19 protein-coding genes are annotated in these 20,531 nt (G+C 74.2%); 8 read left to right on the top strand and 11 right to left on the bottom strand.

Annotation, left to right across the window (positions count from 1 at the left end; translation table 11 throughout):
- Positions 1-20 precede the first annotated feature (20 nt).
- Positions 21-1,922, top strand: coding sequence for a putative bifunctional diguanylate cyclase/phosphodiesterase (locus ACIQFU_RS01760; protein ID WP_402548218.1), 1,902 nt, complete (start codon positions 21-23; stop codon positions 1,920-1,922).
- Here ACIQFU_RS01760 and ACIQFU_RS01755 read toward each other — a convergent pair.
- The 5 genes from ACIQFU_RS01755 to ACIQFU_RS01735 form a co-directional block, all read right to left on the bottom strand.
- Positions 1,898-2,998: an LLM class flavin-dependent oxidoreductase gene (locus ACIQFU_RS01755; protein WP_402548217.1), complete on the bottom strand. Its 1,101-nt coding sequence runs from the start codon at positions 2,996-2,998 to the stop codon at positions 1,898-1,900. The two genes, ACIQFU_RS01760 and ACIQFU_RS01755, sit on opposite strands and share 25 nt — an antisense overlap.
- A gap of 145 nt (positions 2,999-3,143) precedes the next feature.
- Complete coding sequence (locus ACIQFU_RS01750; protein ID WP_402548215.1) at positions 3,144-3,710, bottom strand: dihydrofolate reductase family protein; 567 nt, start codon at positions 3,708-3,710, stop codon at positions 3,144-3,146.
- A gap of 78 nt (positions 3,711-3,788) precedes the next feature.
- Positions 3,789-4,136 carry a MerR family transcriptional regulator gene (locus ACIQFU_RS01745; RefSeq protein WP_402548214.1) on the bottom strand — a complete coding sequence of 116 codons (348 nt, stop codon included), beginning with the start codon at positions 4,134-4,136 and terminating at the stop codon, positions 3,789-3,791.
- A 23-nt stretch (positions 4,137-4,159) separates the two neighbouring features.
- Positions 4,160-5,095 carry an aldo/keto reductase gene (locus tag ACIQFU_RS01740; RefSeq protein WP_402548213.1) on the bottom strand — a complete coding sequence of 312 codons (936 nt, stop codon included), beginning with the start codon at positions 5,093-5,095 and terminating at the stop codon, positions 4,160-4,162.
- A 76-nt stretch (positions 5,096-5,171) separates the two neighbouring features.
- Positions 5,172-5,537 carry a VOC family protein gene (locus ACIQFU_RS01735; RefSeq protein WP_402548211.1) on the bottom strand — a complete coding sequence of 122 codons (366 nt, stop codon included), beginning with the start codon at positions 5,535-5,537 and terminating at the stop codon, positions 5,172-5,174.
- Between the two features lie 101 nt (positions 5,538-5,638).
- On the opposite strand from ACIQFU_RS01735, the gene ACIQFU_RS01730 reads away from it, so the two are divergent.
- A complete protein-coding gene (locus tag ACIQFU_RS01730) occupies positions 5,639-6,604 on the top strand; it encodes a helix-turn-helix transcriptional regulator (RefSeq protein ID WP_402548209.1) in 966 nt (321 codons plus the stop codon).
- 206 nt (positions 6,605-6,810) lie between these two features.
- Here the strand turns inward: ACIQFU_RS01730 and ACIQFU_RS01725 are convergent, their stop codons facing one another.
- From ACIQFU_RS01725 to ACIQFU_RS01710, 4 genes are read right to left on the bottom strand one after another with little or no spacing between them, the layout of a single operon-like run.
- Positions 6,811-8,172 (bottom strand): AAA domain-containing protein, encoded by a 1,362-nt coding sequence (locus ACIQFU_RS01725; protein WP_402548208.1) that lies wholly within the window; start codon positions 8,170-8,172, stop codon positions 6,811-6,813.
- Positions 8,169-9,824: a hypothetical protein gene (locus ACIQFU_RS01720; RefSeq protein WP_402548206.1), complete on the bottom strand. Its 1,656-nt coding sequence runs from the start codon at positions 9,822-9,824 to the stop codon at positions 8,169-8,171. The genes ACIQFU_RS01725 and ACIQFU_RS01720 overlap by 4 nt, the downstream gene beginning before the upstream one ends.
- Positions 9,815-11,011, bottom strand: coding sequence for a hypothetical protein (locus ACIQFU_RS01715; RefSeq protein ID WP_402548204.1), 1,197 nt, complete (start codon positions 11,009-11,011; stop codon positions 9,815-9,817). The genes ACIQFU_RS01720 and ACIQFU_RS01715 overlap by 10 nt, the downstream gene beginning before the upstream one ends.
- Complete coding sequence (locus ACIQFU_RS01710; RefSeq protein WP_402548202.1) at positions 10,908-11,909, bottom strand: phosphatase PAP2 family protein; 1,002 nt, start codon at positions 11,907-11,909, stop codon at positions 10,908-10,910. The genes ACIQFU_RS01715 and ACIQFU_RS01710 overlap by 104 nt, the downstream gene beginning before the upstream one ends.
- 204 nt (positions 11,910-12,113) lie before the next feature.
- On the opposite strand from ACIQFU_RS01710, the gene ACIQFU_RS01705 reads away from it, so the two are divergent.
- Positions 12,114-12,710 carry a histidine phosphatase family protein gene (locus ACIQFU_RS01705; RefSeq protein ID WP_402548200.1) on the top strand — a complete coding sequence of 199 codons (597 nt, stop codon included), beginning with the start codon at positions 12,114-12,116 and terminating at the stop codon, positions 12,708-12,710.
- A gap of 274 nt (positions 12,711-12,984) precedes the next feature.
- On the opposite strand, the gene ACIQFU_RS01700 is transcribed toward ACIQFU_RS01705, so the two are convergent.
- Complete coding sequence (locus tag ACIQFU_RS01700; protein WP_402548198.1) at positions 12,985-14,415, bottom strand: hypothetical protein; 1,431 nt, start codon at positions 14,413-14,415, stop codon at positions 12,985-12,987.
- Between the two features lie 282 nt (positions 14,416-14,697).
- Between ACIQFU_RS01700 and ACIQFU_RS01695 the strand changes: the two genes are divergently transcribed.
- A complete protein-coding gene (locus ACIQFU_RS01695; protein ID WP_402548197.1) occupies positions 14,698-15,078 on the top strand; it encodes a hypothetical protein in 381 nt (126 codons plus the stop codon).
- Positions 15,079-15,112: 34 nt separating this feature from the next.
- Positions 15,113-15,982: a spermidine synthase gene (locus ACIQFU_RS01690; RefSeq protein ID WP_402548196.1), complete on the top strand. Its 870-nt coding sequence runs from the start codon at positions 15,113-15,115 to the stop codon at positions 15,980-15,982.
- Between the two features lie 58 nt (positions 15,983-16,040).
- Here ACIQFU_RS01690 and ACIQFU_RS01685 read toward each other — a convergent pair whose 3' ends face one another.
- On the bottom strand, positions 16,041-16,598 hold the full coding sequence (locus tag ACIQFU_RS01685) for a hypothetical protein (RefSeq protein ID WP_402548194.1): 558 nt from the start codon (positions 16,596-16,598) through the stop codon (positions 16,041-16,043).
- A 119-nt stretch (positions 16,599-16,717) separates the two neighbouring features.
- Between ACIQFU_RS01685 and ACIQFU_RS01680 the strand changes: the two genes are divergently transcribed.
- The 3 genes from ACIQFU_RS01680 (at position 16,718) to ACIQFU_RS01670 (ending at position 20,457) form a co-directional block, all read left to right on the top strand.
- A complete protein-coding gene (locus tag ACIQFU_RS01680; RefSeq protein ID WP_402548192.1) occupies positions 16,718-17,407 on the top strand; it encodes a response regulator transcription factor in 690 nt (229 codons plus the stop codon).
- Positions 17,404-18,828: a sensor histidine kinase gene (locus tag ACIQFU_RS01675; RefSeq protein ID WP_402548191.1), complete on the top strand. Its 1,425-nt coding sequence runs from the start codon at positions 17,404-17,406 to the stop codon at positions 18,826-18,828. Before ACIQFU_RS01680 ends, ACIQFU_RS01675 begins: the two co-directional genes overlap by 4 nt.
- 159 nt (positions 18,829-18,987) lie before the next feature.
- The gene (locus ACIQFU_RS01670; RefSeq protein ID WP_402548190.1) at positions 18,988-20,457 is read left to right on the top strand and encodes a cellulose binding domain-containing protein; all 1,470 of its coding nucleotides are present in this window, start codon (positions 18,988-18,990) and stop codon (positions 20,455-20,457) included.
- Positions 20,458-20,531 lie beyond the last annotated feature (74 nt).

Genomic DNA, 20,531 nt, shown 5'->3' with positions numbered 1-20,531 from the left:
AGGCACTGCGGGAGCGAGCGGTGAACGGAACCTCCGAAGGGCCGGCGCCCGCGGCAGACCTCGGCCCGTCGGTCATCACAGAACGTGACGAAGATCTGGCTCCTCGTGCCGGGCGTGCGGGGCCACCGGCCTACCGGTCGGTGTTCACCACGGCCCCGCTCGCCATGGCCGTCGTCGACGCCGAGGGGCTGGTCGTCAGCGCCAACGACTCCCTGGGCGCCCTCCTCGGCACCGACCCGGCCGCGCTGGCCGGCGGCGTGGCGGCGGACCTCGTCGACCTCGCCTCCGACGCCGGCACCTGGCACGCCTACCGCGAGGTGCTGCGCGGCCACCGGTCCCGGCTGCGCTGCACCAGACGGCTCAAGCGGGCCGACGGGCACTCCCTGTGGGCGCAGGTGACGGTCGAACCGCTGGCCGGCTCCGGGGACGGCGACTGCGAGGGGCTGCTGCTCTCCGTGGCCGACGTCAGCGCCCGGCGCGAACTCCAGGCGCGGCTGCGCCACCTCCAGATGCACGATCCGGTGACCCGGCTGCCCAACCGCGCCCTGTTCTTCGAGCGCCTGACGGCCGCGCTGGAGGCGGAGTCCCACGAGCACGGCCGCACGGGCCGGATCGGCGTCTGCTACCTGGACCTGGACGGTTTCAAAGCCGTCAACGACACCCACGGCCACCGCGTCGGCGACCGGCTCCTCGCCGCCGTGGCCGAACGGCTGACCAAGTGCGCGGAGGAGGCCGCCCACGCCCGGTCCGGCGCACCGCTGGTGGCCCGGCTCGGCGGCGACGAGTTCGCCCTCCTGGTGGAGGACTCCACCGGCACCGAGCAGCTCGCCGACCTGGCCGGAGCGGTCCTGGCGGCCCTCCAGCCGCCGTTCGAGCTCTCCGACCGGTGCCTGTCGGTCACCGCCTCGGTCGGCGTCGTCGAACGCCACACCGCCGGCACCACTCCCACCGCCCTGATGCAGGCCGCGGACACCACCCTGTACTGGGCCAAGGCCGACGGCCGGGCCCGCTGGACCCTCTTCGACCCCGAGCGCAACGCCAGCCGCATGACCCGCCAGGCGCTGGCCGCCACCCTCCGGCCCGCCATCGAACGCGGCGAGTTCGCGTTGGAGTACCAGCCGCTGGTCGGCATGGAGGACGGCCGGGTCCGGGGCGTCGAGGCACTCGTCCGCTGGAATCATCCCCAGTTCGGCGTACTGGCGCCGAATCGGTTCATCGCACTGGCGGAGGAGGATGGATCGATCGTTCCCCTCGGTCGCTGGATCCTGCGCACCGCCTGCCACCAGGCCCGCCGCTGGCAGCTGGCCCACCCGGACGAGCCGCCGATCTTCGTCAGCGTCAACGTGGCGGTCCGCCAGGTCTGGGACTCCGACCTGGTGGCGGACGTCGCCCACGCCCTGGAGGAGACGGGCCTCGCCCCGCACCTGCTCCAGCTGGAGCTGACGGAGTCGGCGGTGATGGGCTCGGCCGGGCGCCCGCTCCAGGTCCTCAAGGCGCTCAGCGACATGGGCGTCCACATCGCCATCGACGACTTCGGCACCGGCTACTCGAACCTGGCCTACCTCAGCCGGCTGCCGGTCTCGGTGCTGAAACTGGACGGCGCGTTCGTACGCGGTTTCCAGTACGACGCCGTGTCCGAGGGCGCCGCCGTCTCGGCGGCCGACGGGGCCGGGGGCGCCAACCCGGCCGACGAGGTGATCGTCGAGGCCATGGTCCAGCTCGCCCACCGCCTCGGCCTGACCGTCACCGCCGAGTGCGTGGAGACCTCCGACCAGGCGACCCGCCTGCGCCGCATCGGCTGCGACACAGGACAGGGCTGGCTCTACTCCCGGCCGGTGGCACCGGACCGCATCTCCGCGCTGCTGGGCTCCGGGGGGCCCGGCGGACCCGCCGGGGTTCAGGCCGGGGTCGGCAACCCGTAGGCGTCGGCGATCAGTTCGTAGGAACGCAGTCGTACGTCGCCGCCGTGGGCGTTGGCGGTGAGCATCATCTCGTCGGCGCCGGTCCGCTTCTGCAGGTCGTCCAGGCCGGCCCGGACCTCGTCGGCGGTGCCGTGGACGACGTTGGAGTTCCAGGACCGCACGAACTCCTCCTCCATCGGGCTGAAGTCGTACGCCTCGGCCTCCTCCGGCGTCGGCACCAGCCCCGGGCGCCCGGTGCGCAGCCGGACCATGTTCAGCGCCGCCGCCCGCACCTGCCTGCGCGCCTCCCTCTCCTCGTCGGTCGCGAGCGCGGCGACGCCGATGAGGGCGTACGGGGCGTCCAGTACCGCGGACGGCCGGAAGGACTCCCGGTACAGGTCGAGCGCGGGGATCGTGTTCTGCGCCGAGAAGTGGTGCGCGAAGGCGAAGGGCAGCCCGAGGGTGCCGGCCAGCCGCGCGCTGAACCCGGAGGAGCCGAGCAGCCACACCGGCGGCCGGTGCGCCGACTGCACCCCGCCGGGCGAGGTGGCCTGCACGGGCCCCGGCACGGCGTGGATACGGGCGTAGGGGTGCCCGTCCGGGAAGTCGTCGTCCAGGAACCGGATCAGCTCGGTCAGCTGCTGCGGGAAGTCGTCGGCGCCCTCGTTCAGCCGGTCGGTGCGGCGCAGGGCGGCGGCGGTGGCCCCGTCCGTGCCGGGCGCGCGGCCGAGACCGAGGTCGACGCGCCCCGGCGCCATCGCCTCCAGCGTCCCGAACTGCTCGGCGATGACGAGCGGCGCGTGGTTGGGCAGCATGACGCCGCCCGACCCGAGCCGGATGCGCTCCGTGTGGGCCGCCAGGTGGGCCAGGATCACCGCGGGGGAGGAGGAGGCGACGCCGGGCATCGAGTGGTGCTCGGCGACCCAGTACCGCTGGAAGCCGCGCGCCTCCGCGAGCCGCACGATGTCCACGCCGGTCCGCAGCGCGTCGGTGGCGGTCCGGCCGGCACCGACGGTCACCAGGTCCAGTACGGAGAGCGGGACGGGAGCGGTGCCGTGGGCGGTGCCCCGGATCTCTCCTGCGGCGTCTGCGGGCATGACGGGGTGCCTCCTGTGCTCGACGTGTTCGACGTGTTCGTACGCGGGTCGCTTCGCGACGTAACAGGAGGGGGTCTCCGGTTATTCCCCGTCGGGTTCCTTGAGGACGCCGGGGAATGCGGTGAGGGACGGCCTGACGTCCGGGTCAGCGGACCACGCGGTGGCGGAGGCGGACGATGCCCGACGCGAAGGTGTGGGACTCCACGAGGTCGAGCTTCACCCGGCGTCCGTCTTGAGGGAAGTAGGAGGTACCGCCGCCGACCAGTACCGGGTGGACCATGGTCCGGTACTCGTCGATCAGGCCGGACGCGGCTACCTCCGCGGCGAGGGTCGCGCCGCCGATCGCGATGTCGCCCTCGCCGGGCTCGGACCGCAGGCGCTCGATCTCCTGCGCCAGGGTGCCGGAGGCCAGGCGTGTGTTGGTGCCCCGCACCGTCTCCAGGGTCCCGGAGAACACCACCTTGGGCACCGCCTTCCACAGCTCGGCCCACTCCAGCTCCGCGGCGTCGAGCGTCGCGTCCTGGCCGGCGGTCTCCCAGTACAGCATCGTCTCGTACAGGCACCGGCCCAGGAGGTGGACGCCGGTCTGCCGCAGCTCGTCGGTGAAGTGGCCGAAGACCTCCTCGTCCGGATCGCTCCAGTCGATGGCGCCGTCCGGGTCGACGATGAAGCCGTCGAGGGACGTGTTCATCGAATAGGTCACCCTGCGCATCGGAAGGCCTCCTCGGTAGCCGTTCGGATTCGACAGTACGGCCGCCGGGCGGGCACCGCAGCAACCGCCGGGAACCGCTCAGCCGTAGTAGGCGATCTTCTCGTCGAGGACCGCCATGGCCTTCCGCAGCGCCGCCACCCGCTCGGCCAGGGCGGCACGGCGCTCGTGCAGGAAGGCCACCCGCTCCTGCGCGGTGTGCTCGGCGCGCAGGACGGCGACGAACTCCCGCAGGTCCGCGATGCCGAGGCCGGCCTCGCGGAAGCACGTCACCAGGCCGATCCAGAAGACGTCGTCCTCGGTGTACTCCCGGTGGCCCCCGGCGGAGCGCCGGATCGGGCCGATGAGCCCTTCGCGCTCGTAGTACCGCAGCGTGTCGAGGGAGACGCCCGTGCGGTCGGCAGTCGCCGCCGGAGTGAGGGTGGTCATGGAAGCCCCTTCTGTGACCGTTGCTACCGTGCCGCGGCGAAGCGCGCCACGTGCGCTTCGGTGAGACGTACGCGGCGTGCGGCAAGGGCTTCCTCGATCTGCTCCACCCCGCTCGCCCCGACGATGGGATCGATCCCCTGGTGCATCAGCCAGGCCAGGACGACCTGGTTCCTCGTCGCCGACAGTTCGCCGGCGACGTCCTCCAGGACCGCGAGCACCCGAGTGGTCCCCGGGTGATCATAGGTCGGCGGAAACGGTTTGTCGGCGCGCACGTAGGATCCCCACATCAGCGAGGTGTACGACCACACGGCGAGCCCCTGCGACCGTGCCAGGTCCAGGTCGTCGGCGGTGAGCATCCGGTGGCCGGCCTCCGCGACGGGGGTGAGGGGACGCGGCTGGGCCAGTGAGTGCCGCAGTTGCAGCGACGTCCACGGCTCCACGCCCCGCTCCCGTGCGAGCGACCGGGCGCGCTCCACGCGCCAGGCGGAGTGGTTCGCCGCTCCGACCCGGAGCGCCGTTCCCTTGGCGACCAACTCGCCGAAGGCGTCCACCGTTTCCTCCAGCGGCACGGTGCGGTCCTCCGCGTGGGCCCAGAACAGATCGACGTGATCGACTCCGAGACGGCGCAGGCTCCCTTCCATGCCGGCGTGCACGGCGCGCGCCGAGAGGCCTTCGGCGGTCTCCGGGGAATGCGGGACGAGCGGGTTGTGACGGACCTTCGTCGCGATCCGCACCGTGTCTCGCGCACCGGGGCGGGACTGGAGCCAGGCGCCGATGACGCGCTCGCTGGCGCCGCCCACGCCGCCGGGGTCGGTCCAGAAGGAGTAGCAGTTGGCGGTGTCGAGCCAGACGCCACCGCCGGCGACGAAGGAGTCGAGGATCGCGAAGGCCCGCTCGGGGGCGACGCGGGTGCCGAAGTCCATGGTTCCAAGGACGATCTGGTGCTGTGTGACATCCATGCCGCTCATCCTCGAATCTGGAGCGCGCTCCAGGTCAAGCGGTCCTCGACCGGAGCGCTGCTCCCGTGTGCGGTGGTCAGTCGACCGGCGAGACCCGGATCAGGTTGCCGTCCGGGTCCGTGATCACGAAGGTACGGCCGAAGACCTCGTCGTGGGGTTCCTCCACCACGGTGACGCCCTTGGCGACCCACTCCGCGTGGAGCGCGTCGATGGCCGCCGGCGAACCGGGCAGCATCAGGCCGACCTCCGAGGTGCGCGGGGTCTGGGGCGTGACCGCGTCCGCGCGGCCGCTCCACAGGGCGAAGAGGACTCCGGGGGCGACCTCGAAGGGGACGTAGCGCGGTGTCGTCACCACCGGTTTGATGTCGAACAGGTCGGAGTAGAAGGCGGTCGCGCGCTCGACGTCGGTGACGTAGACGAGGAAGAGGTTGGGTGCGGGCATGGGGTATCGGCTCCTTCCGGGCGGTCCGTTCGGCCGCTGGTTCCAGCCTGGCCTGAGAACATGACAGAAGTTGTCGTGTTCTGAGGGGGGAGGGGCGTCGGGTGAGTCGGCCGCAGCGGTTGATCGAGCTTCTCGCGGCCCTGCAGGCGCGGCCCCGGACCACCGCCGAGTCGCTGGCCGAAGAGCTGGGGGTGTCGACGCGGACCGTCCTGCGCGATGTGCGGGCGCTCGTCGACGCCGGGATTCCCGTCTTCACCGAGCGGGGCAAGTACGGCGGCATCAGCCTGCTGCCCGGTGACCAGGCCGACCTGTCGAAGCTGACGACCGGTGAGGCGGACCTGCTGCGGGCCGTCGGGCTCGACCTGGAGCGGGCCCGTCAGCTCGGCGGTGAGGCGGCCGCCCGGTCGGCGCTGCGCAAGCTCACCTCGCGCAGGCAGCCGCCGCCCGCCCGGGACGAGCTGCCGCTCGCGCTGACGGACGTGATCGCGATCGACAACCGGCCCTGGTTCGAGGAGGCCGTGCCGCTGCCCGACGTCGCGGGGCTGGTGCGGGACGTGCGTACGGGGAGGCGGTTGCGGATCGTCTACCGCAGGAGCGGGGCCGCGTCGGCGCGGGAGTTCGTGGTGGATCCCTACGGGCTCGTGCAGCGGGGCGGACGTTGGTATCTCGTGGCCGACCGGGACGGGCGGCCACGGATGTTCGCGCTCACCCGGCTCCAGCGGTGGGCCGTGCTCGACGGCGGGCGTCGGCTGCGTCCCGGTGCCGACCTCGCCGGTACGGCACGGGAGTTGGGCGAGGCGTTGGAGCGCAGGGAGCACGTGATGGTCACGGCGCGCGTCGACGGGGCCAGCCTCGACATCGCCCGCCGGATCCTGGGTGCCCGGCTCAGGGCGGTGGGCGACCAGGGGGACGACGGGCGGGTCGGGATCACCGTGGCGTACGACCAGGTCGACGGCGTACGGCAGTTGCTCCAGTTCGGCGAGCACATCGAGGTCGTCGCCCCGGAGGCGGCCCGGCGGCTGGTGGAACGGCTGGCGACCGGAATGGCCCGACGGCACGCGCGGTGACGTATCTCCGGCCCCCTGAACACTCCGCCCGAAACCGTCAGGGCCGCCAGGCCACCCGGTGTTCCGCGAGGTGCGCCGGCAGCGCGTGGTTCGCCTCCCAGCCGTCCGGGCTGTGTTGCTTGGGCGCCTTCGGCGGCGTGCCGGTCCAGGTCCGGCGGTCGAGGGCGTCGTGCTGGGCGTTCGCCGGTCCACCGGTACCTCTTCCGTCAGGGCCGCCAGGCCACCCGGTGTTCCGCGAGATGCGCCAGCACCGCGTGGTTCGCCTCCCAGCCGTCCGGGAACTTCACCAGGGTGCCCAGCTGGACCGGTTCCGTGGACGGGTAGTCGTCGAGCAGGCCGTCCACTCCCTCGCGGCAGACCACGATGCACGCGTGCCGGTGCCGGGAGGCGAGGACGCACAGGCGGCCGGTCTCCAGGTGGAAGGCGGTGGCGTCGGGGCGCCCGGAGAGCGGGTGCAGGACGACCGTGACGTCGTACTCGCGGCCCTGGAGGCGGTTGGCCGTGTCGACGGTCACCTCGGTCACGCCCAGGTCGGCCAGCGCCGAGCGGACCGCCGCCGCCTGGTCGCGGTGCGCGGTGCCGACGGCGATGCGGGCGGAGGTGAGGGGGGCGGGGTCGGGGGAGCGCTCGGACGTCGCGCGGCCCTCGCGGTCCAGGAGGCGCCGGACCACCGCCGCCACCGCCCGCACCGCCTCCGGGTCGGTGCGCGGGGTGTGCCGGGCCGGAAGCTCCAGCAGGCCCCAGCCCGAGACGGCGGCCTCGTCGATCACGCGGTCGGGGCCCGAGCCGTCCGACGGCACGGTGAAGGCCAGACTCCGGTCGCCGTGGTCCGTGCCGCTGCGGAACGGCGTGTACGGGTAGAAGGCGTCGGAGACCAGACGGGCCGCCGACGCCGGGAGCCGCCAGGAGACCGGGAGGCGGTGCTGGGGCAGACCCGGGTTGTGGGCGAGCAGCGTCGTCACGGCGGAGGACGACGGGTCGTAGGCCAGGCCCGCCCACTGCTCGCTGCCCACTGTCGCGAACGGGTCCAGCTGCCCCGGATCGCCCACGAACAGCGCCCGCTCGAAGAGCCCGGCGACCGCGAGCAGGGAGTCCGAGCGCATCTGGTACGCCTCGTCGACGATCGCGTGCCGCCACGGCTCGTCCACCTTGACGTGCGCCCACTTCGCCGCCGTCGACAGCACGACGGCCCGGTCGGCGAGGTCGGCGGCCTTGGCCGACTTGCGGACGTGTCCGAGGGCGTCGAGCGCCTTGTCGTACGGGTCGGCGTCGCTGCTGTGCAGGCGGCCCACCGGGAGGTCCGGGTTCTTCTCGGCCAGGCGCAGCACCAGGTCGTCCACCTGGGCGTTGGTCTGCGCCACCACCATCAGCGGGCGGCCCGCCTCGGCCAGCTCCAGTGCGGCCCGCACCACGAGCGTGGACTTCCCGGCGCCGGGCGGGGAGTCGACGACGACACCGCGCTCCGTGCCGTGCAGGGTGTCGTCGAGGATGGCCGCGGTGGCGCGGGCCGCCTCCGCGCCCGGGTCGAAGGGCGGGGCGGCGGGCTCGGCGGGGGCCTCGGCGGTCACAGCAGGTCCTCCTCGGTCTGGGCGTCGGCGGCCTCCGGCACCGCGGCCGCCTCACCGGGCGGGCCGCCGTGCGTCCACGGCGTCTGCTCCGGGTCGGGGAGCTTCGCGCCGCCCCGCTGCTCGTGCTCGAAGAGCGTGAAGCAGACCAGGTCGCCCTTCTCCGGCACCGACCCGGCCTCGGGCTCCTTGCCGCGGCCCATCTTGTCCATGATCCGCAGGACCAGCGTCCCGTCGTCGGTCCCGGTCCCGGTCGCGTCGTCCGTCCCCGTCCGGTCGTCGGGGAACGCCGGGCCGACGTACTCGGCCGTCTGGGGTTTGCCGCCCAGCGAGCGGTAGACCTTCGTCCGCTCACCCAGGTGCGGGCGGTCGTCCGTGCGGACCGTGACCAGCGGGCGCGGACTGGGCCGCTTGCTCTCGCTGTACGCCATCACCACGTCGACGACCTCGCCCGCGAACGCCTCCCCGGACAGCCGCCGCCCCGCCATCACCAGCGGATCGTCCAGCGCCTCCTGGGCCTCCAGCCGGGCCTGCTCGCGCTCGCGGGTGGCCAGCTTGTTCGCCGCCGTCACGGCGTCGTCGCGACGCGGCTGCGGGGGCTCGCCGGCCAGGATGCGGTCGCGGTGGGAGGTGAACGACCAGCGGTCGCGGGTCCAGCGCTCCTCGGCGTGCGCCCCCTCGGGCAGCTCCCGCAGCAGGTCCAGGCCCCGCCACACCGCGTCCCAGGTGGGCCGGGTGCGGGTCTCGACGAGGGCGCGGATCTCCCGCTCGGCGGCGGTGAGCGCGCCGAGCCGCTCGTCGGCCTCCAGGCCGTCCTCGGCGGCGGCCAGCGCGGTGCGGGCGCGGTCGTAGCGCTCGATGGCGGGGGCCAGCAGCTTGTTGTCGAAGGCCGGGTCGGTCGCCGGGCCCGCGGGCGGGCACAGCAGCTGGCCGTCGGCGTCGCGGGCCAGCTCGGCGCGGCGGGCGGCCTCCGCGCCGGTCGGGCCCGTGTCCCGCGGGTCCTGCGGCGCGATCCACGCGAGCAGGGCCCCCAGATGCTGGTCCTCCAGCGTGGACTGCCCGGTCGCCCAGTGCCGGCCCAGCAGGTCGGTCACGGCGAGCAGGAGGGAGGCGCCGGGAACGCGGGCCCGCTCGCCGTAGTGGGTCAGCCACCGGCCGAGCAGCGGCACCCGCGGCGGCGCCGGGTGCGGGGTCTCCGGGTCCTGCTCCGCCGTGCGCCGAAAGCGCATGGACCGGCCCAGCAGCCGTACGAAGTCGACGCCCGCGCGGCTCGGCACGACCAGCTGCGCGGCGTCCACGCACAGGTCCACCTCGACCTTGACCCGCTTGCCCGTCTCCGGGTCGGTCTCGGTGCGCTCGGCGGCCTCGACGCTCTCCGCGTACGCCTCGACGTGCGGCAGCACGATGTCCGCCAGCTCGGCCAGGAACGCGAAGCGCAGGTCGCGGTCGCGGGGCTGCGGCACGACCAGCAGGTGCGGCGCGTCCCGGTCGGTGCCGACCAGCGCGCCGAGCGGGGCACCGGCCTCACCTGCGGTGGTCAGCGGTACGAAGACCAGCGGACGGTCGGACAGGTGCCGGTGCCGGACGGTGGCGGCGGGCTGGGCGCGGCCGGTGTGCACGGCCTCCAGCCGGGCGAGCGTGGTGATCAGCGACACCCGGTCACCCCGCCGGCCGTCGCGAGTGCCTCCGAACGCAGCTCGGCCGCCCTGCGCAGTGCGGCCACCGCCGGGTCGTCCGGGTCGCCGGCCTCCCCGCGGGCCGCCGCCAGTACGTCCTCGACCGTCGACAGACCGCCCAGCTCGGCCCGGACCGGGCGGCCCAGGCAGGTCACCGCACCGGCCTCGCGGGACCGGGCGCGGCAGTGGAAGGCCAGCTCGCACGCGGACAGGCACTCGGGCGCGTACGTCGCCGGAACCGCCTCGACCGCCGCCGCGAGCTCCTCGGCCGACTGCTCGGGGGAGAAGCAGACGCCCTCCGGGAGCGCGTCGGCGATCTCCTCGATACGGGTCAGCCGGGCCAGCTGGCGGTCGGTGACGGCGCGCTGCTTGCGCACGTCGACGGCGGACGCGGTGGGCAGGTTGGAGAAGTCCTTGGGGCAGACCAGCAGGACGCGGTGGCGCACGCGCGGGGCCGGGTCGAGCCGGGCGGCGACCCGCTCCAGGGCCAGCACGTACACCGCGGCCTGCCGCGCGGCGGCGCCGACCTTCGCGGGGTCGGCGGAGCCGTCCAGCATGGGGAAGGACTTGATCTCGACGACCGTCCAGCTGCCGTCCGGATGCACCACCACGGCGTCCGGCTCCAGGAAGGCGGGCGAACCGGCGACCTCGAGGGCGAGCATCGGGTGGTCGAGCAGCGTCCACGCGCCGGCCGTGCCGGTGGCCTCGCGCAGCGCCAGCGACGTCCGCGCCGCACGCCCCTCGGGGCCGGTCGCGGACAGGTCGGGCACGTGCGCCGGGGCTTCGGCGGGCGGCTCGGCACCCCGGTCCAGCCGCTCGTGCACGAGCCGCAGCAGCTCGGCGCCGCCGTCCGCCTTGACCTTGGCCTCGAAGGCGTTGCCCCGGGTGAGGGCGAACTGCGACTGACCGAAGGCCGACGGCGAGCCCAGCGCGCTCGCCAGCGAGCCCTTGTCCACCCCGGCGCCGTCGAGGATCGCCCGCCGGCGGCACCCCGGGTTGGCGGCCAGGGCGGCCAGGGCGCGCGCGTCGAGGGCCTTGGCCGGTACGTCGGGACCGCGCAGCTCAGCGAGCCGGTGCCGGAGTCTCGTCCCCCGCGTCCGAGGGGGCGGGGTCCGGCTCGGCTCCCGCTCCGAACCGCTGCTCGCGCTGCCGTGGAAATCGCTCACCCGCGGAAGTCTGGCATCCACCACTGACATTCGCGGAACCCGCGCCGTCCGCGGCAGGGGCGGCGACGGCCGCGGGGGTGGTCGCGGCGGCGGTGGCGGAGCCGGTCGATGCCGGCGCGAAACGGTCCGGGAGCCGGGTCCGCACCCGCTCGGCGGTCCGCAGCACGAACGGCGTCAGCAACAGCCCCGCGCCCATCACGGCCGCGCCGGCGACCGCGTCGAGGAAGTAGTGGTTGGCGGTGCCCATCACCACGATCGTGGTGCCCAGGGGGTAGACGACGGCGGCCACCTTCGTGACGCGGGTGCCGCCGTGGCGCCACAGCATCACCCCGCACCACAGCGCCCAGCCCACGTGCAGGCTCGGCATCGCCGCGTACTGGTTGGTCATGCCGCCCATGCCGCGCGGCGCGCTCGCCGCGCCGCCCCACCAGCCGTACGAGCTGTACTGGGCCATCGTGTCGACGAACCCGTGACCGGCGTCCAGCAGCCGGGGCGGGCAGGTGGGCAGGAGGGTGAAGCCGATCAGGCCGATGAACGTGGACGTCATCAGCCAGGTGCGGGCGGCCCGGTAGCGCACCGCGCGGGAGCGGAAGAGCCACACCAGGACCGCCGGGGTGACCAGGTAGTGCAGCGAGGCGTACCAGAAGTCCGCCGGGACGCCGATCCAGGGCTCACTGGTGAACAGGCGGTTGAGGGGGTGCTCCGCGTTGAGGAAGAGCGCCTTCTCGATGTCCAGGAGGGCCAGGCCGTGGTCGACTGCGTCGGAGACGTCGCCCCGCACGAGCAGGCGTCCGGCGCTGTAGCAGGCGTACACGAGGACGATGAGCGGCAGCTCGGTCCACCAGCGCAGCCGAGTTTGCGGGGCCGCCTCGGTGCCCGGTGTCTCGGAGTGCGGCAATCCGATCGCCCTCCCCCTTCTCACTTCTCGTTCACTCGTGCGCCCGGACGGACACGGGCGAGTCACTCTACGGCCTCGCCGGGCCCGCTCCGCGAAGCGCCCTCGGACCGGATAGACGCGGGCGCCGCCCCTCGGGTTGCCCGGACGGACAGTACGGGATGATGGAGGGGTCCCCCCAGACATTTCTCCCGGAAAGGCCTCTTCATGGCACCGCGCATTCTGCTGGCCCGGCACGGACAGACGGAGTGGTCGCTGTCCGGCAGACACACCGGCAGGACCGACGTGCCGCTGCTGGAGGAGGGCCGGCGCGGCGCGAAGCTGCTCGGCGAGCGGCTGCACCGGGCGCCGCTGGACGGACTGGACGGGGTGGAGGTGCGGACCAGTCCGCTGGTGCGGGCGAGCGAGACCTGCGAGCTGGCGGGCTTCGGCGAGCGCGCACGCGCGTGGGACACGTTGATGGAGTGGGACTACGGGGCGTACGAGGGCATGACCCCGGAAGAGATCCAGGCCGTGCGGCCCGGGTGGCTGATCTGGCGGGACGGGGTGCCCGAGGGGGAGAGCGTGGCGGATGTCACCGCGCGCGCGGACGAGGTGGTGGCGTGGGCGCGGGGGGCGGAGCGGGACGTGCTCGTCTTCGCCCACGGGCACGTTCTGCGGGCGATCGGGGCGCGGTGGCTGGGGTTGCCGGTGTCGTTCGGGGCGCGGATACGGCTGAATCCGACGTCGCTGTCGGTGCTGGGGTGGGCGTACGGGGAGCCGGCGGTGGAGAGCTGGAACGACTTGGGGCATCTGGTCGGGTGACGGTTGGTGCGGGTGCGAGGTCCGTGCCGGTGCGGTGCATGTCTGTGGCGGCGCTGGTTGCGGTGCCCGGCGTTGGGGCTGGGCGGGGGTGGGGTGCGTGGCCCGGCGTTGCGGGGTGCCGCTGCGCCCACCCGTGCCGCCCTGGCGGCACGACTGCCCGCAGTGGGGGCGGCTGGGCGGGGGTGCGTGGTCCGGCGTTGCGGGGGTGCCGGTGTGTCCACCCGTGCCGCCGTGGGGGCACGACTGCCCGTAGTTGGGGCGGCCGGGGCTGCGGTTACGCCGGGCGGGGCAGCGCGCCGTGGCGGTCGAGGAAGGCTGCGACGTCCGGCGATCTGTGGTGGGGGAGGAGGACTCGGGCGGTGCTCGCGAGCATGGTGTGGATGCGGGAGGACTGGACCTCGTTCAGGAGGTCCAGGACGCGCATGCCCGCGCCGGCGGCCTCGTCGGGGCGGCCGCCGCGGGCCAGGTCGTCCGCCAGTTCCGCCGAGTACAGCGCGAGGTTCCGGGTGAAGTGCGGGTCCTGGAGGTCCGCCGCCCGCCGCGCGTGCCGGGCGGCCCGCGGCCAGTCGCCCAGGGTGGACCAGCACTGGGCCTCCAGCCCCTCCAGCTCGGCCTCGCCGTAGAAGCTCATCCACTCGGGGTCGGTGTCCGAGGAGCCCCGCGCGAAGAAGGTCTGCGCGCGGACCAGCGCCTGTTCGCAGCCGACCCGGTCGGCGAGCCCCGCCCAGCCGCCCGCCTCGCGCAGCGCGAGCAGGGACATCAGCCGGTCCGAGCCCAGCGGGCGGGCGGCGCGCTGCGCGGCCTGGGCGGCCCGCACGGCCTCGCGCGGGCGGCCCGCGTCACGGGCCAGGAACGCCATGTTGCAGAAGGCGTGCGCCTCCAGACCCGCGTCGCCGTTCATCCGCGAGGTGGCGAGCGCCTCGGCGTAGTGGGAGCGCGCGTCGTCGAAGCGCCCCGAGTCGTGCGCCAGCCAGCCCACGGAGATCGCCAGTTCGCCGGCGCCGGTGTAGAGCCGGTCCGCGGTCGCCTGCCGCGACGCCCCGGCGTCCAGGAGCGCGTACGCGGTGCGCAGCGGGGCCGCCGCGCGCCGGTAGAGACCGTCCGCGCCGTGCCGGTCGTCCAGCAGCCGGATCCGGCGGACTGCCTCTTCGAGGGCGCCGGCCTCGCCCGTCCCGGCCCGGCGCGTGGGGCGCCCGGCCGCCGCGGCGTCCAGGGCGAGTCCCAGGGGGGTCAGCGAGGCGGCGGCCACGGTGGCACCGCTCGTCATGAATGCGCGACGCAGCACGTCGCTCTCCTCGTTGTTGTCGTGCTTTTCGTACAGGTCTTGCGGTTCTTGCGTGTCCCGGACGTCTCGCGAGTCATACGTCTCGTACGGCTCACCCGCCCCCCGCGACTCACTTGTGGCGCGCGCCTGGCGTCCCCGTACCGACGAGCGGGGCGCGAACCCCAGGTCGGTGAGCGTGCGGCCGGGGAACATGTGCAGGAACACCCGCTCGTAGGCGTAGTTGGGGCAGCGGATCTCGCCCGCCTCGACCCGGCCGACGTAGCGCGCGTCGCAGCTGACCCGTTCGCCGATCTCGCGCGCGGCCCGGCGGACCGCCGCCGCGAACTCCGCCGGGGAGCGCTTGCCGCGCAACCGCCTGAAGGCGAGGTTCGGCCGCGGGGGCCGTTCTGGCTGGGCGGAGGTCACCGTTGACGACGCCATGGCCGGGTCCTCTCGTGCGAACCGTCGAACCATGCCGGGTCGGAACGCGACCCTGCGCGTCCCTGTTTCCGGCGAGCAAGAACGTACCGGCTGTGACGGAGCCGCCACGCGCTGTTTGGCTACAAACCGGATATCTCATCCACGATCTGCCATGAAGTGCCATCCTTTGCGGCGGCCCCGTGCCGTAGCCGTTGACGGTCCGCCGCGTTGAACCGGGTGGACCGGGAGGCCCCCGACTCCCGATCCGCTCGTCCGAGGAGGAGTTCCGTGGTGGAGGCCGGGATGGACACCAGCATCAGCGTTCCCCCCTGCGACGCCTGTGACGTCGTCACCGTGCCGACCCGACAGGGTCTGGAAGCGGTCGACATCATCAGGCGGGGAGCCGGTGAGGAGGTGGGCCCGGTGCTCCACGACGACGGCGGCGACACCCTGGGCTTCCTGGTGCCGCCGGGCACCGCCGCCGCCTGGGACGTGCCGGGCAGCACCTGTACGGAGACGGACGGCCGGGGACTGAGCATCGTCCCGGAGCCCGAGCCGCCCGTGGAGGGATCCGACTGGCTGCTGCCGCCCGGCGAGGCGGACCTGGCGACCGACCCCGTCGTCCTGCGGGCCGCGCTGGGCGAGGCGGCCCGGCTGATCAGGGCCGCGGACAGCTGCCGCTGAGGAAGGCCCGCCCGCCCGGTCCGATAATGGGCCGATGGGAAAGACCAGGAACAGCCGCCGTGGGCGTGCCGCCGCCGAATCCGTCGTCGAGGACGTCGACGGAGGGCGCGCCGAGCTGGTGCCCGACCGGGACCGGCCCCGGGCCTGGACGCTGCTGATCGACGGCGCCCCGCAGTCGCACGTCGACCTCGACGACCCGGCGTACCTGTCCTTCGAGTACCAGCGCCGTATCGGTCACGTCATCGACCTGGCCGCCCCGCAGGGCAAGCCGGTCCGGGCCGTGCACCTCGGCGGCGGTGCCCTCACCCTCGCCCGCTACGTCGCCGCGACCCGACCCCGCTCCACCCAGCAGGTCGTCGAGCGGGACGCCGCCCTCGTCCAACTGGTCCGCCGGGAGCTTCCCCTGGACCCCGGTGCGCGGATCCGGGTGCGTTCCGCCGACGCCCGAGCCGGGCTGGCCAAGGTGCCCGACGGCTGGGCCGACCTCGTCGTCGCGGACGTCTTCGGCGGGGCCCGCACACCGGCCCACCTGACCTCCACCGAGTTCCTCGACGAGGTGCGGCGCGCGCTCGCGCCCGGCGGGGTCTACGCCGCCAATCTCGCCGACGGCCCGCCGCTGGCCCACCTGCGCGGCCAGATCGCCACCGCCGCCGCCCGGTTCGCCGAACTCGCCCTCGTCGCCGACCCGGCCGTCCTGCGCGGCAAACGCTTCGGCAACGCGGTCCTGGTCGCCTCCGACCGTCCGCTGCCCGTCGCCGAACTCACCCGCCGCGCCGCCTCCGACCCGCACACCGCGCGCGTGGAACACGGGCGCGCGCTCGGCGACTTCACGGGCGGCGCCCAGCCCGTGACGGACGCGGCGGCGGTGGACTCGCCCGCGCCGCCGGAGTCCGTCTTCGAGTGAGCCCACGCCGTCAACCGGGCACGCGGCCCCAAGCGGGCCTTCGGCCGGCCGCGTCGGTTCAGTAGCTGCCGATCTCCACCCGCGGCGGACCGTCGTGCCAGGTGCAGAACACCGAGACCCGGTCGGCGCCCGAGGTGAACTCCACCCGGATCCACGACTCCGTCTTCCACACCTGCATCGACCAGCCCGCACCCGGCGTCGCCGACACCAGGGACGCGGACGACGTACCGAGGTCGAAGACCGCGCGGCCGCCGTCGGTGTCGTAACTCCGGACTTCCCCGGACGTGTCGGGCGCGGGGCTCGCCGGGTCCGCGGGCGGCGTCGTGGACGGTGCGGTGCGCGACGGTTCGGGGGCTGGTTCGCGGGGTGTCCCGCTCGGCGTCGGCGACGCGCTGTGCGAGGGCGACGGGCGGCTGGTGGACGAGGCCAGGGACTCGCCGTCGTCGTCGCTGCCCGACCCGTCACGCACGCTCGCGTCGGCGGCCGTGATGGGCAGCGCGCGGGGGGCGTCGTAGGCCGTGCCCGCCATCACGGTGTGGACGCCCCACCACGACAGGGTGACCGCGGCGCCGGTGGCGAGCAGCCAGGCGATCACGTGGACGAGTCCTCTGCGCATCGCGGCCATACTGCCCCACCCGCCCCACCCGTGTCGCCCGAACGGGGTGTGACGCGGGCCCGACAGGAGTTGTCCACAGGCCCGGACCGGGTTGGTCCGCATGGCGTACGGTGCCGCCCATGGCAAGTGTGCTCGTGGTCGAGGACGACCAGTTCGTACGCTCGGCGCTCATCCGGCAGCTCACCGACGCCTCGCACACCGTGCGCAGCGTCGGTACGGCACTGGAGGCGCTGCGCGAGGTCGCCCATTTCCGGTTCGACGTGGTGATCCTGGACCTTGGGTTGCCCGACCTGGACGGCTCCGAGGCGCTGAAGATGCTGCGCGGCATCACCGACGTACCGGTGATCGTCGCCACCGCCCGGGACGACGAGGCGGAGGTCGTACGGCTGTTGAACGCGGGCGCGGACGACTACCTCACCAAGCCGTTCTCCGTCGAGCACCTGTCGGCCCGGATGGCGGCCGTACTGCGCCGGGCCCGCGGCGGCCCCGCGGAGGCGGCGCCGCCGACCGTCCTGCGCGTCGGCGGCCTCACCGTCGACCCGCTGCGCCGCCAGGCCGAACTGGACGGCACGGCCCTCGACCTGACCCGCCGCGAGTTCGACCTGCTCGCCTTCCTGGCCGGCCGGCCCGGGGTCGTCGTACCCCGCAAGGAGCTGCTCGCCGAGGTCTGGCAGCAGTCCTACGGCGACGACCAGACCATCGACGTCCACCTGTCCTGGCTGCGGCGCAAGCTGGGCGAGACCGCGGCCCGGCCGCGCTACCTGCACACCCTGCGCGGTGTCGGCGTGAAGCTGGAGCCACCGCGATGAGATGGGCCCTGGTCAAGGTCTCGCTGGCGGTCACCGCGATGGTCGTGGTCGCCTTCGCCGTGCCCCTCGGACTCGTCATCCGCGAGATGGCCCGGGACCGCGCCTTCTCCAACGCCGAACGGGAGGCCGCCGCCGTCGCCCCCGCCCTGTCCATCACCACCGACCGCGAACAACTGGAACGCGTCGTGGCCTCCGCCGGTTCGGACACCGGGATGGCCGTGCACATACCGGCGCCCGCCGACGGCGAAGGCGACCCCACCGACATCGGACGGCAGCGCGCCACCGACGAGGACATCGCCGCCGTACGGGAGATGGGGCGGGCCTCCACCACCGAGGTGGGCGGCGGCTCCACCCTGCTCCAGCCGGTCGCGCTCAGCTCCGGCGAGATCGCCGTCGTCGAGGTGTTCGTCCCCGAGTCCGCGGTGACCAACGGCGTCGGCACGGCCTGGGCGGTGCTCGCGGCGGTCGGCGCCGCCCTGATCGTCGGGTCGGTCGCCGTCGCCGACCGGCTGGGCGTCCGGATGGTGCAGCCCGCGCGGCGCCTGGTCGACGGGGCGCACGAGCTGGGCGAGGGCAGGCTGGGCGCGCGGGTTCCCGAGGAGGGGCCGGACGAACTGCGGCGCGCCGCCGTCGCGTTCAACTCCATGGCCGACCAGGTCGTCCAGCTCCTCGCCAACGAACGGGAGCTGGCCGCCGACCTGTCCCACCGCCTGCGCACCCCGCTGACCGTGCTGCGCCTCAACGCGGCCTCGCTCGGCGACGGCCCGGCCGCCGAGCAGACCCGGGCAGCCGTCGAGCAGCTGGAGCGCGAGGTCGACACGATCATCCGCACCGCGCGGGACGCCAAGCCGCAGACGGCCGCCGCCGGACCCGGCGCCGGGTGCGACGCGGCCGAGGTGGTCCGGGAGCGGATGGGGTTCTGGTCGGCGCTCGCCGAGGACGAGGGCCGCAAGTGGCGGGTGGCCGGCGCCGACCGGCCGGTGCGCATACCCGTGGCCCGCGCCGACCTGGCCGCCTCCCTCGACGCGCTGCTCGGCAACGTCTTCCGGCACACCGCCGAGGGCACCGCATTCGCCGTCGACCTGCACAACGGCGAGGACGCGGTGATCGTGCTCGTCTCCGACGCGGGCACCGGCATACCCGACCCCGAGGCGGCGATGGCCCGCGGGCGGGGGTCGGGCACCGACGGGTCGACCGGGCTCGGCCTGGACATCGTGCGCCGGATGGCGGAGTCCACCGGCGGTGACGTACGCATCGGGTCCTCCGTGCTGGGCGGCACCGAGGTGCGCATCTGGATCCAGCTGGACGGGCGGACGGCGCCGGTGCGGCGCGGACACCGGGGAGCGGTGCGACGGCGCAGGCAGGGCCGCACTCCGGCGTCGGCGCCCACACCGGCGGTCCCGACCGGCCGCGACCATTAATCGGTCCCGATCTCTTCCTTAAGCCCACCCTAAGATCGCCAACCCCCGTCCGGATCAGGCTCTTTGCCCGTTTCTGGGTCGCTAGCGTGCTGCCTCACCCCCACCCCGCCCCCGCCGGTCTCCCGCGGGGGCACCGTGAACAGCGAAGGCAGGCACGTGATGCGTACGCACCGACGCAAGGTCAGTGGCAGGAACAAGGCGATCGGCGCCGTCGTCGCGGCGGCCGTGGCCGGCGGCGGGGCACTGCTGTTCACCAGCACCGCCCAGGCGGCCGCGGTCGGCGCCGCGTACACGAAGACCAGCGAGTGGTCGACGGGCTACACCGCCCAGTACGTCGTCACCAACACCAGCGGACAGGCGAAGGCGGACTGGACGCTGGAGTTCGACCTGCCCTCGGGCGCGAAGCTCGGCTCGCTGTGGAACGCCGAGTCGAAGGTCGACGGGCAGCACGTCACCGTGACCCCGCCCAAGTGGGACACGGACGGGCTGAAGGCCGGAGAGTCCGTCACGGTCGGCTTCGTCGTCGACGGCACCGCCGACCCCACCGGCTGCCTCGTCGACGACGCCACGTGCTCGGCGGACGACGGCGCCACCCCCGAGCCCAGCGGCCGCCCCACCGAGCCCCCGGCCGCGACGCCCACGCCGACCCCCACGGCCACCGACACCGCCGAGCCGACGCCGACCGGCACCCCCACTACCCCGGCGCCGACCGGCACCCCCGGCAACGGCACCGACGCGGGCGCCGGCTTCGCGCCGTACGTCGACACCTCCCTCTACCCGGCCTTCGACCTGCTCGCGCACTCCGCGGCGACCGGTGTGAAGGAGTACAACCTCGCCTTCGTCACCGACGGCGGCGGCTGCACCCCCAAGTGGGGCGGCGTCACCGACCTCGGCGGCGACGCGGTCGCGAACCAGATAGGCGACCTGCGTGCCGAGGGCGGCGACGTCCGCGTCTCCTTCGGCGGCGCCTCCGGCTCCGAACTGGGCACGACCTGCACGTCGGCCGACGCGCTGGCGGCGGCGTACGGCAAGGTCGTCGACGCCTACAAGCTCACCAAGGTCGACTTCGACGTCGAGGGCGGCGCGCTGCCCGACACCGCCGCCAACACCCGCCGCGCCCAGGCGATCGCCGCGCTGCAGAAGCAGCACCCCGGCCTGGACGTCTCCTTCACCCTCCCGGTGATGCCCGAGGGCCTGACCCAGGCGGGCGTCGACCTCCTCGCCGACGCGAAGAAGAACGGCGTGGACATCGCCGCCGTCAACATCATGGCGATGGACTACGGCCCCGCGTACAGCGACGACATGGGCACCTACGCCACCCAGGCCGCCACCGCCACCCAGGCCCAGATCAAGGGCGTCCTCGGCCTGTCCGACGCGGACGCCTGGAAGACGGTCGCCGTCACCCCGATGATCGGCGTCAACGACGTCGCCTCCGAGGTGTTCGAGGTGGAGGACGCCACCCAGCTCGTCGAGTTCGCGAAGTCCAAGGGCCTGGGCGCGCTGTCCATGTGGTCCGCCACCCGCGACAAGGCCTGCCCCGGCGGCCCGAAGCCCTCGGCCGACGCCACGTGCAGCTCCGTCGACCAGGAGCCGAACGCGTTCTCCAAGGCGCTCGCCGCCTACAAGTAGAGCCCCGGGCAGCCGGGCCCCGAGCGGGCCCGGCCTCCCCCGAGCGGGGCCGGGCCCCACACCGGCCCCGCGAG

The sequence above is a fragment of the Streptomyces sp. NPDC093065 genome (genome assembly GCF_044754585.1).
Lineage (GTDB): Bacteria > Actinomycetota > Actinomycetes > Streptomycetales > Streptomycetaceae > Streptomyces.
The sequence above is the reverse complement of the archived record's forward strand: the minus strand, read 5'-3'. Positions and strand labels throughout refer to the sequence as shown.

What these genes read in the sequence shown, in the direction of transcription:
- ACIQFU_RS01755 (WP_402548217.1), bottom strand. Translation starts at nt 2,998, where the DNA reads ATGCCCGCAGACGCCGCAGGAGAGATCCGGGGCACCGCCCACGGCACC.
- ACIQFU_RS01750 (WP_402548215.1), bottom strand. Translation starts at nt 3,710, where the DNA reads ATGCGCAGGGTGACCTATTCGATGAACACGTCCCTCGACGGCTTCATC.
- ACIQFU_RS01745 (WP_402548214.1), bottom strand. Translation starts at nt 4,136, where the DNA reads ATGACCACCCTCACTCCGGCGGCGACTGCCGACCGCACGGGCGTCTCC.
- ACIQFU_RS01740 (WP_402548213.1), bottom strand. Translation starts at nt 5,095, where the DNA reads ATGGATGTCACACAGCACCAGATCGTCCTTGGAACCATGGACTTCGGC.
- ACIQFU_RS01735 (WP_402548211.1), bottom strand. Translation starts at nt 5,537, where the DNA reads ATGCCCGCACCCAACCTCTTCCTCGTCTACGTCACCGACGTCGAGCGC.
- ACIQFU_RS01705 (WP_402548200.1), top strand. Translation starts at nt 12,114, where the DNA reads ATGGCACCGCGCATTCTGCTGGCCCGGCACGGACAGACGGAGTGGTCG.
- ACIQFU_RS01700 (WP_402548198.1), bottom strand. Translation starts at nt 14,415, where the DNA reads ATGGCGTCGTCAACGGTGACCTCCGCCCAGCCAGAACGGCCCCCGCGG.
- ACIQFU_RS01695 (WP_402548197.1), top strand. Translation starts at nt 14,698, where the DNA reads ATGGACACCAGCATCAGCGTTCCCCCCTGCGACGCCTGTGACGTCGTC.
- ACIQFU_RS01690 (WP_402548196.1), top strand. Translation starts at nt 15,113, where the DNA reads ATGGGAAAGACCAGGAACAGCCGCCGTGGGCGTGCCGCCGCCGAATCC.
- ACIQFU_RS01685 (WP_402548194.1), bottom strand. Translation starts at nt 16,598, where the DNA reads ATGCGCAGAGGACTCGTCCACGTGATCGCCTGGCTGCTCGCCACCGGC.
- ACIQFU_RS01680 (WP_402548192.1), top strand. Translation starts at nt 16,718, where the DNA reads ATGGCAAGTGTGCTCGTGGTCGAGGACGACCAGTTCGTACGCTCGGCG.
- ACIQFU_RS01675 (WP_402548191.1), top strand. Translation starts at nt 17,404, where the DNA reads ATGAGATGGGCCCTGGTCAAGGTCTCGCTGGCGGTCACCGCGATGGTC.
- ACIQFU_RS01670 (WP_402548190.1), top strand. Translation starts at nt 18,988, where the DNA reads ATGCGTACGCACCGACGCAAGGTCAGTGGCAGGAACAAGGCGATCGGC.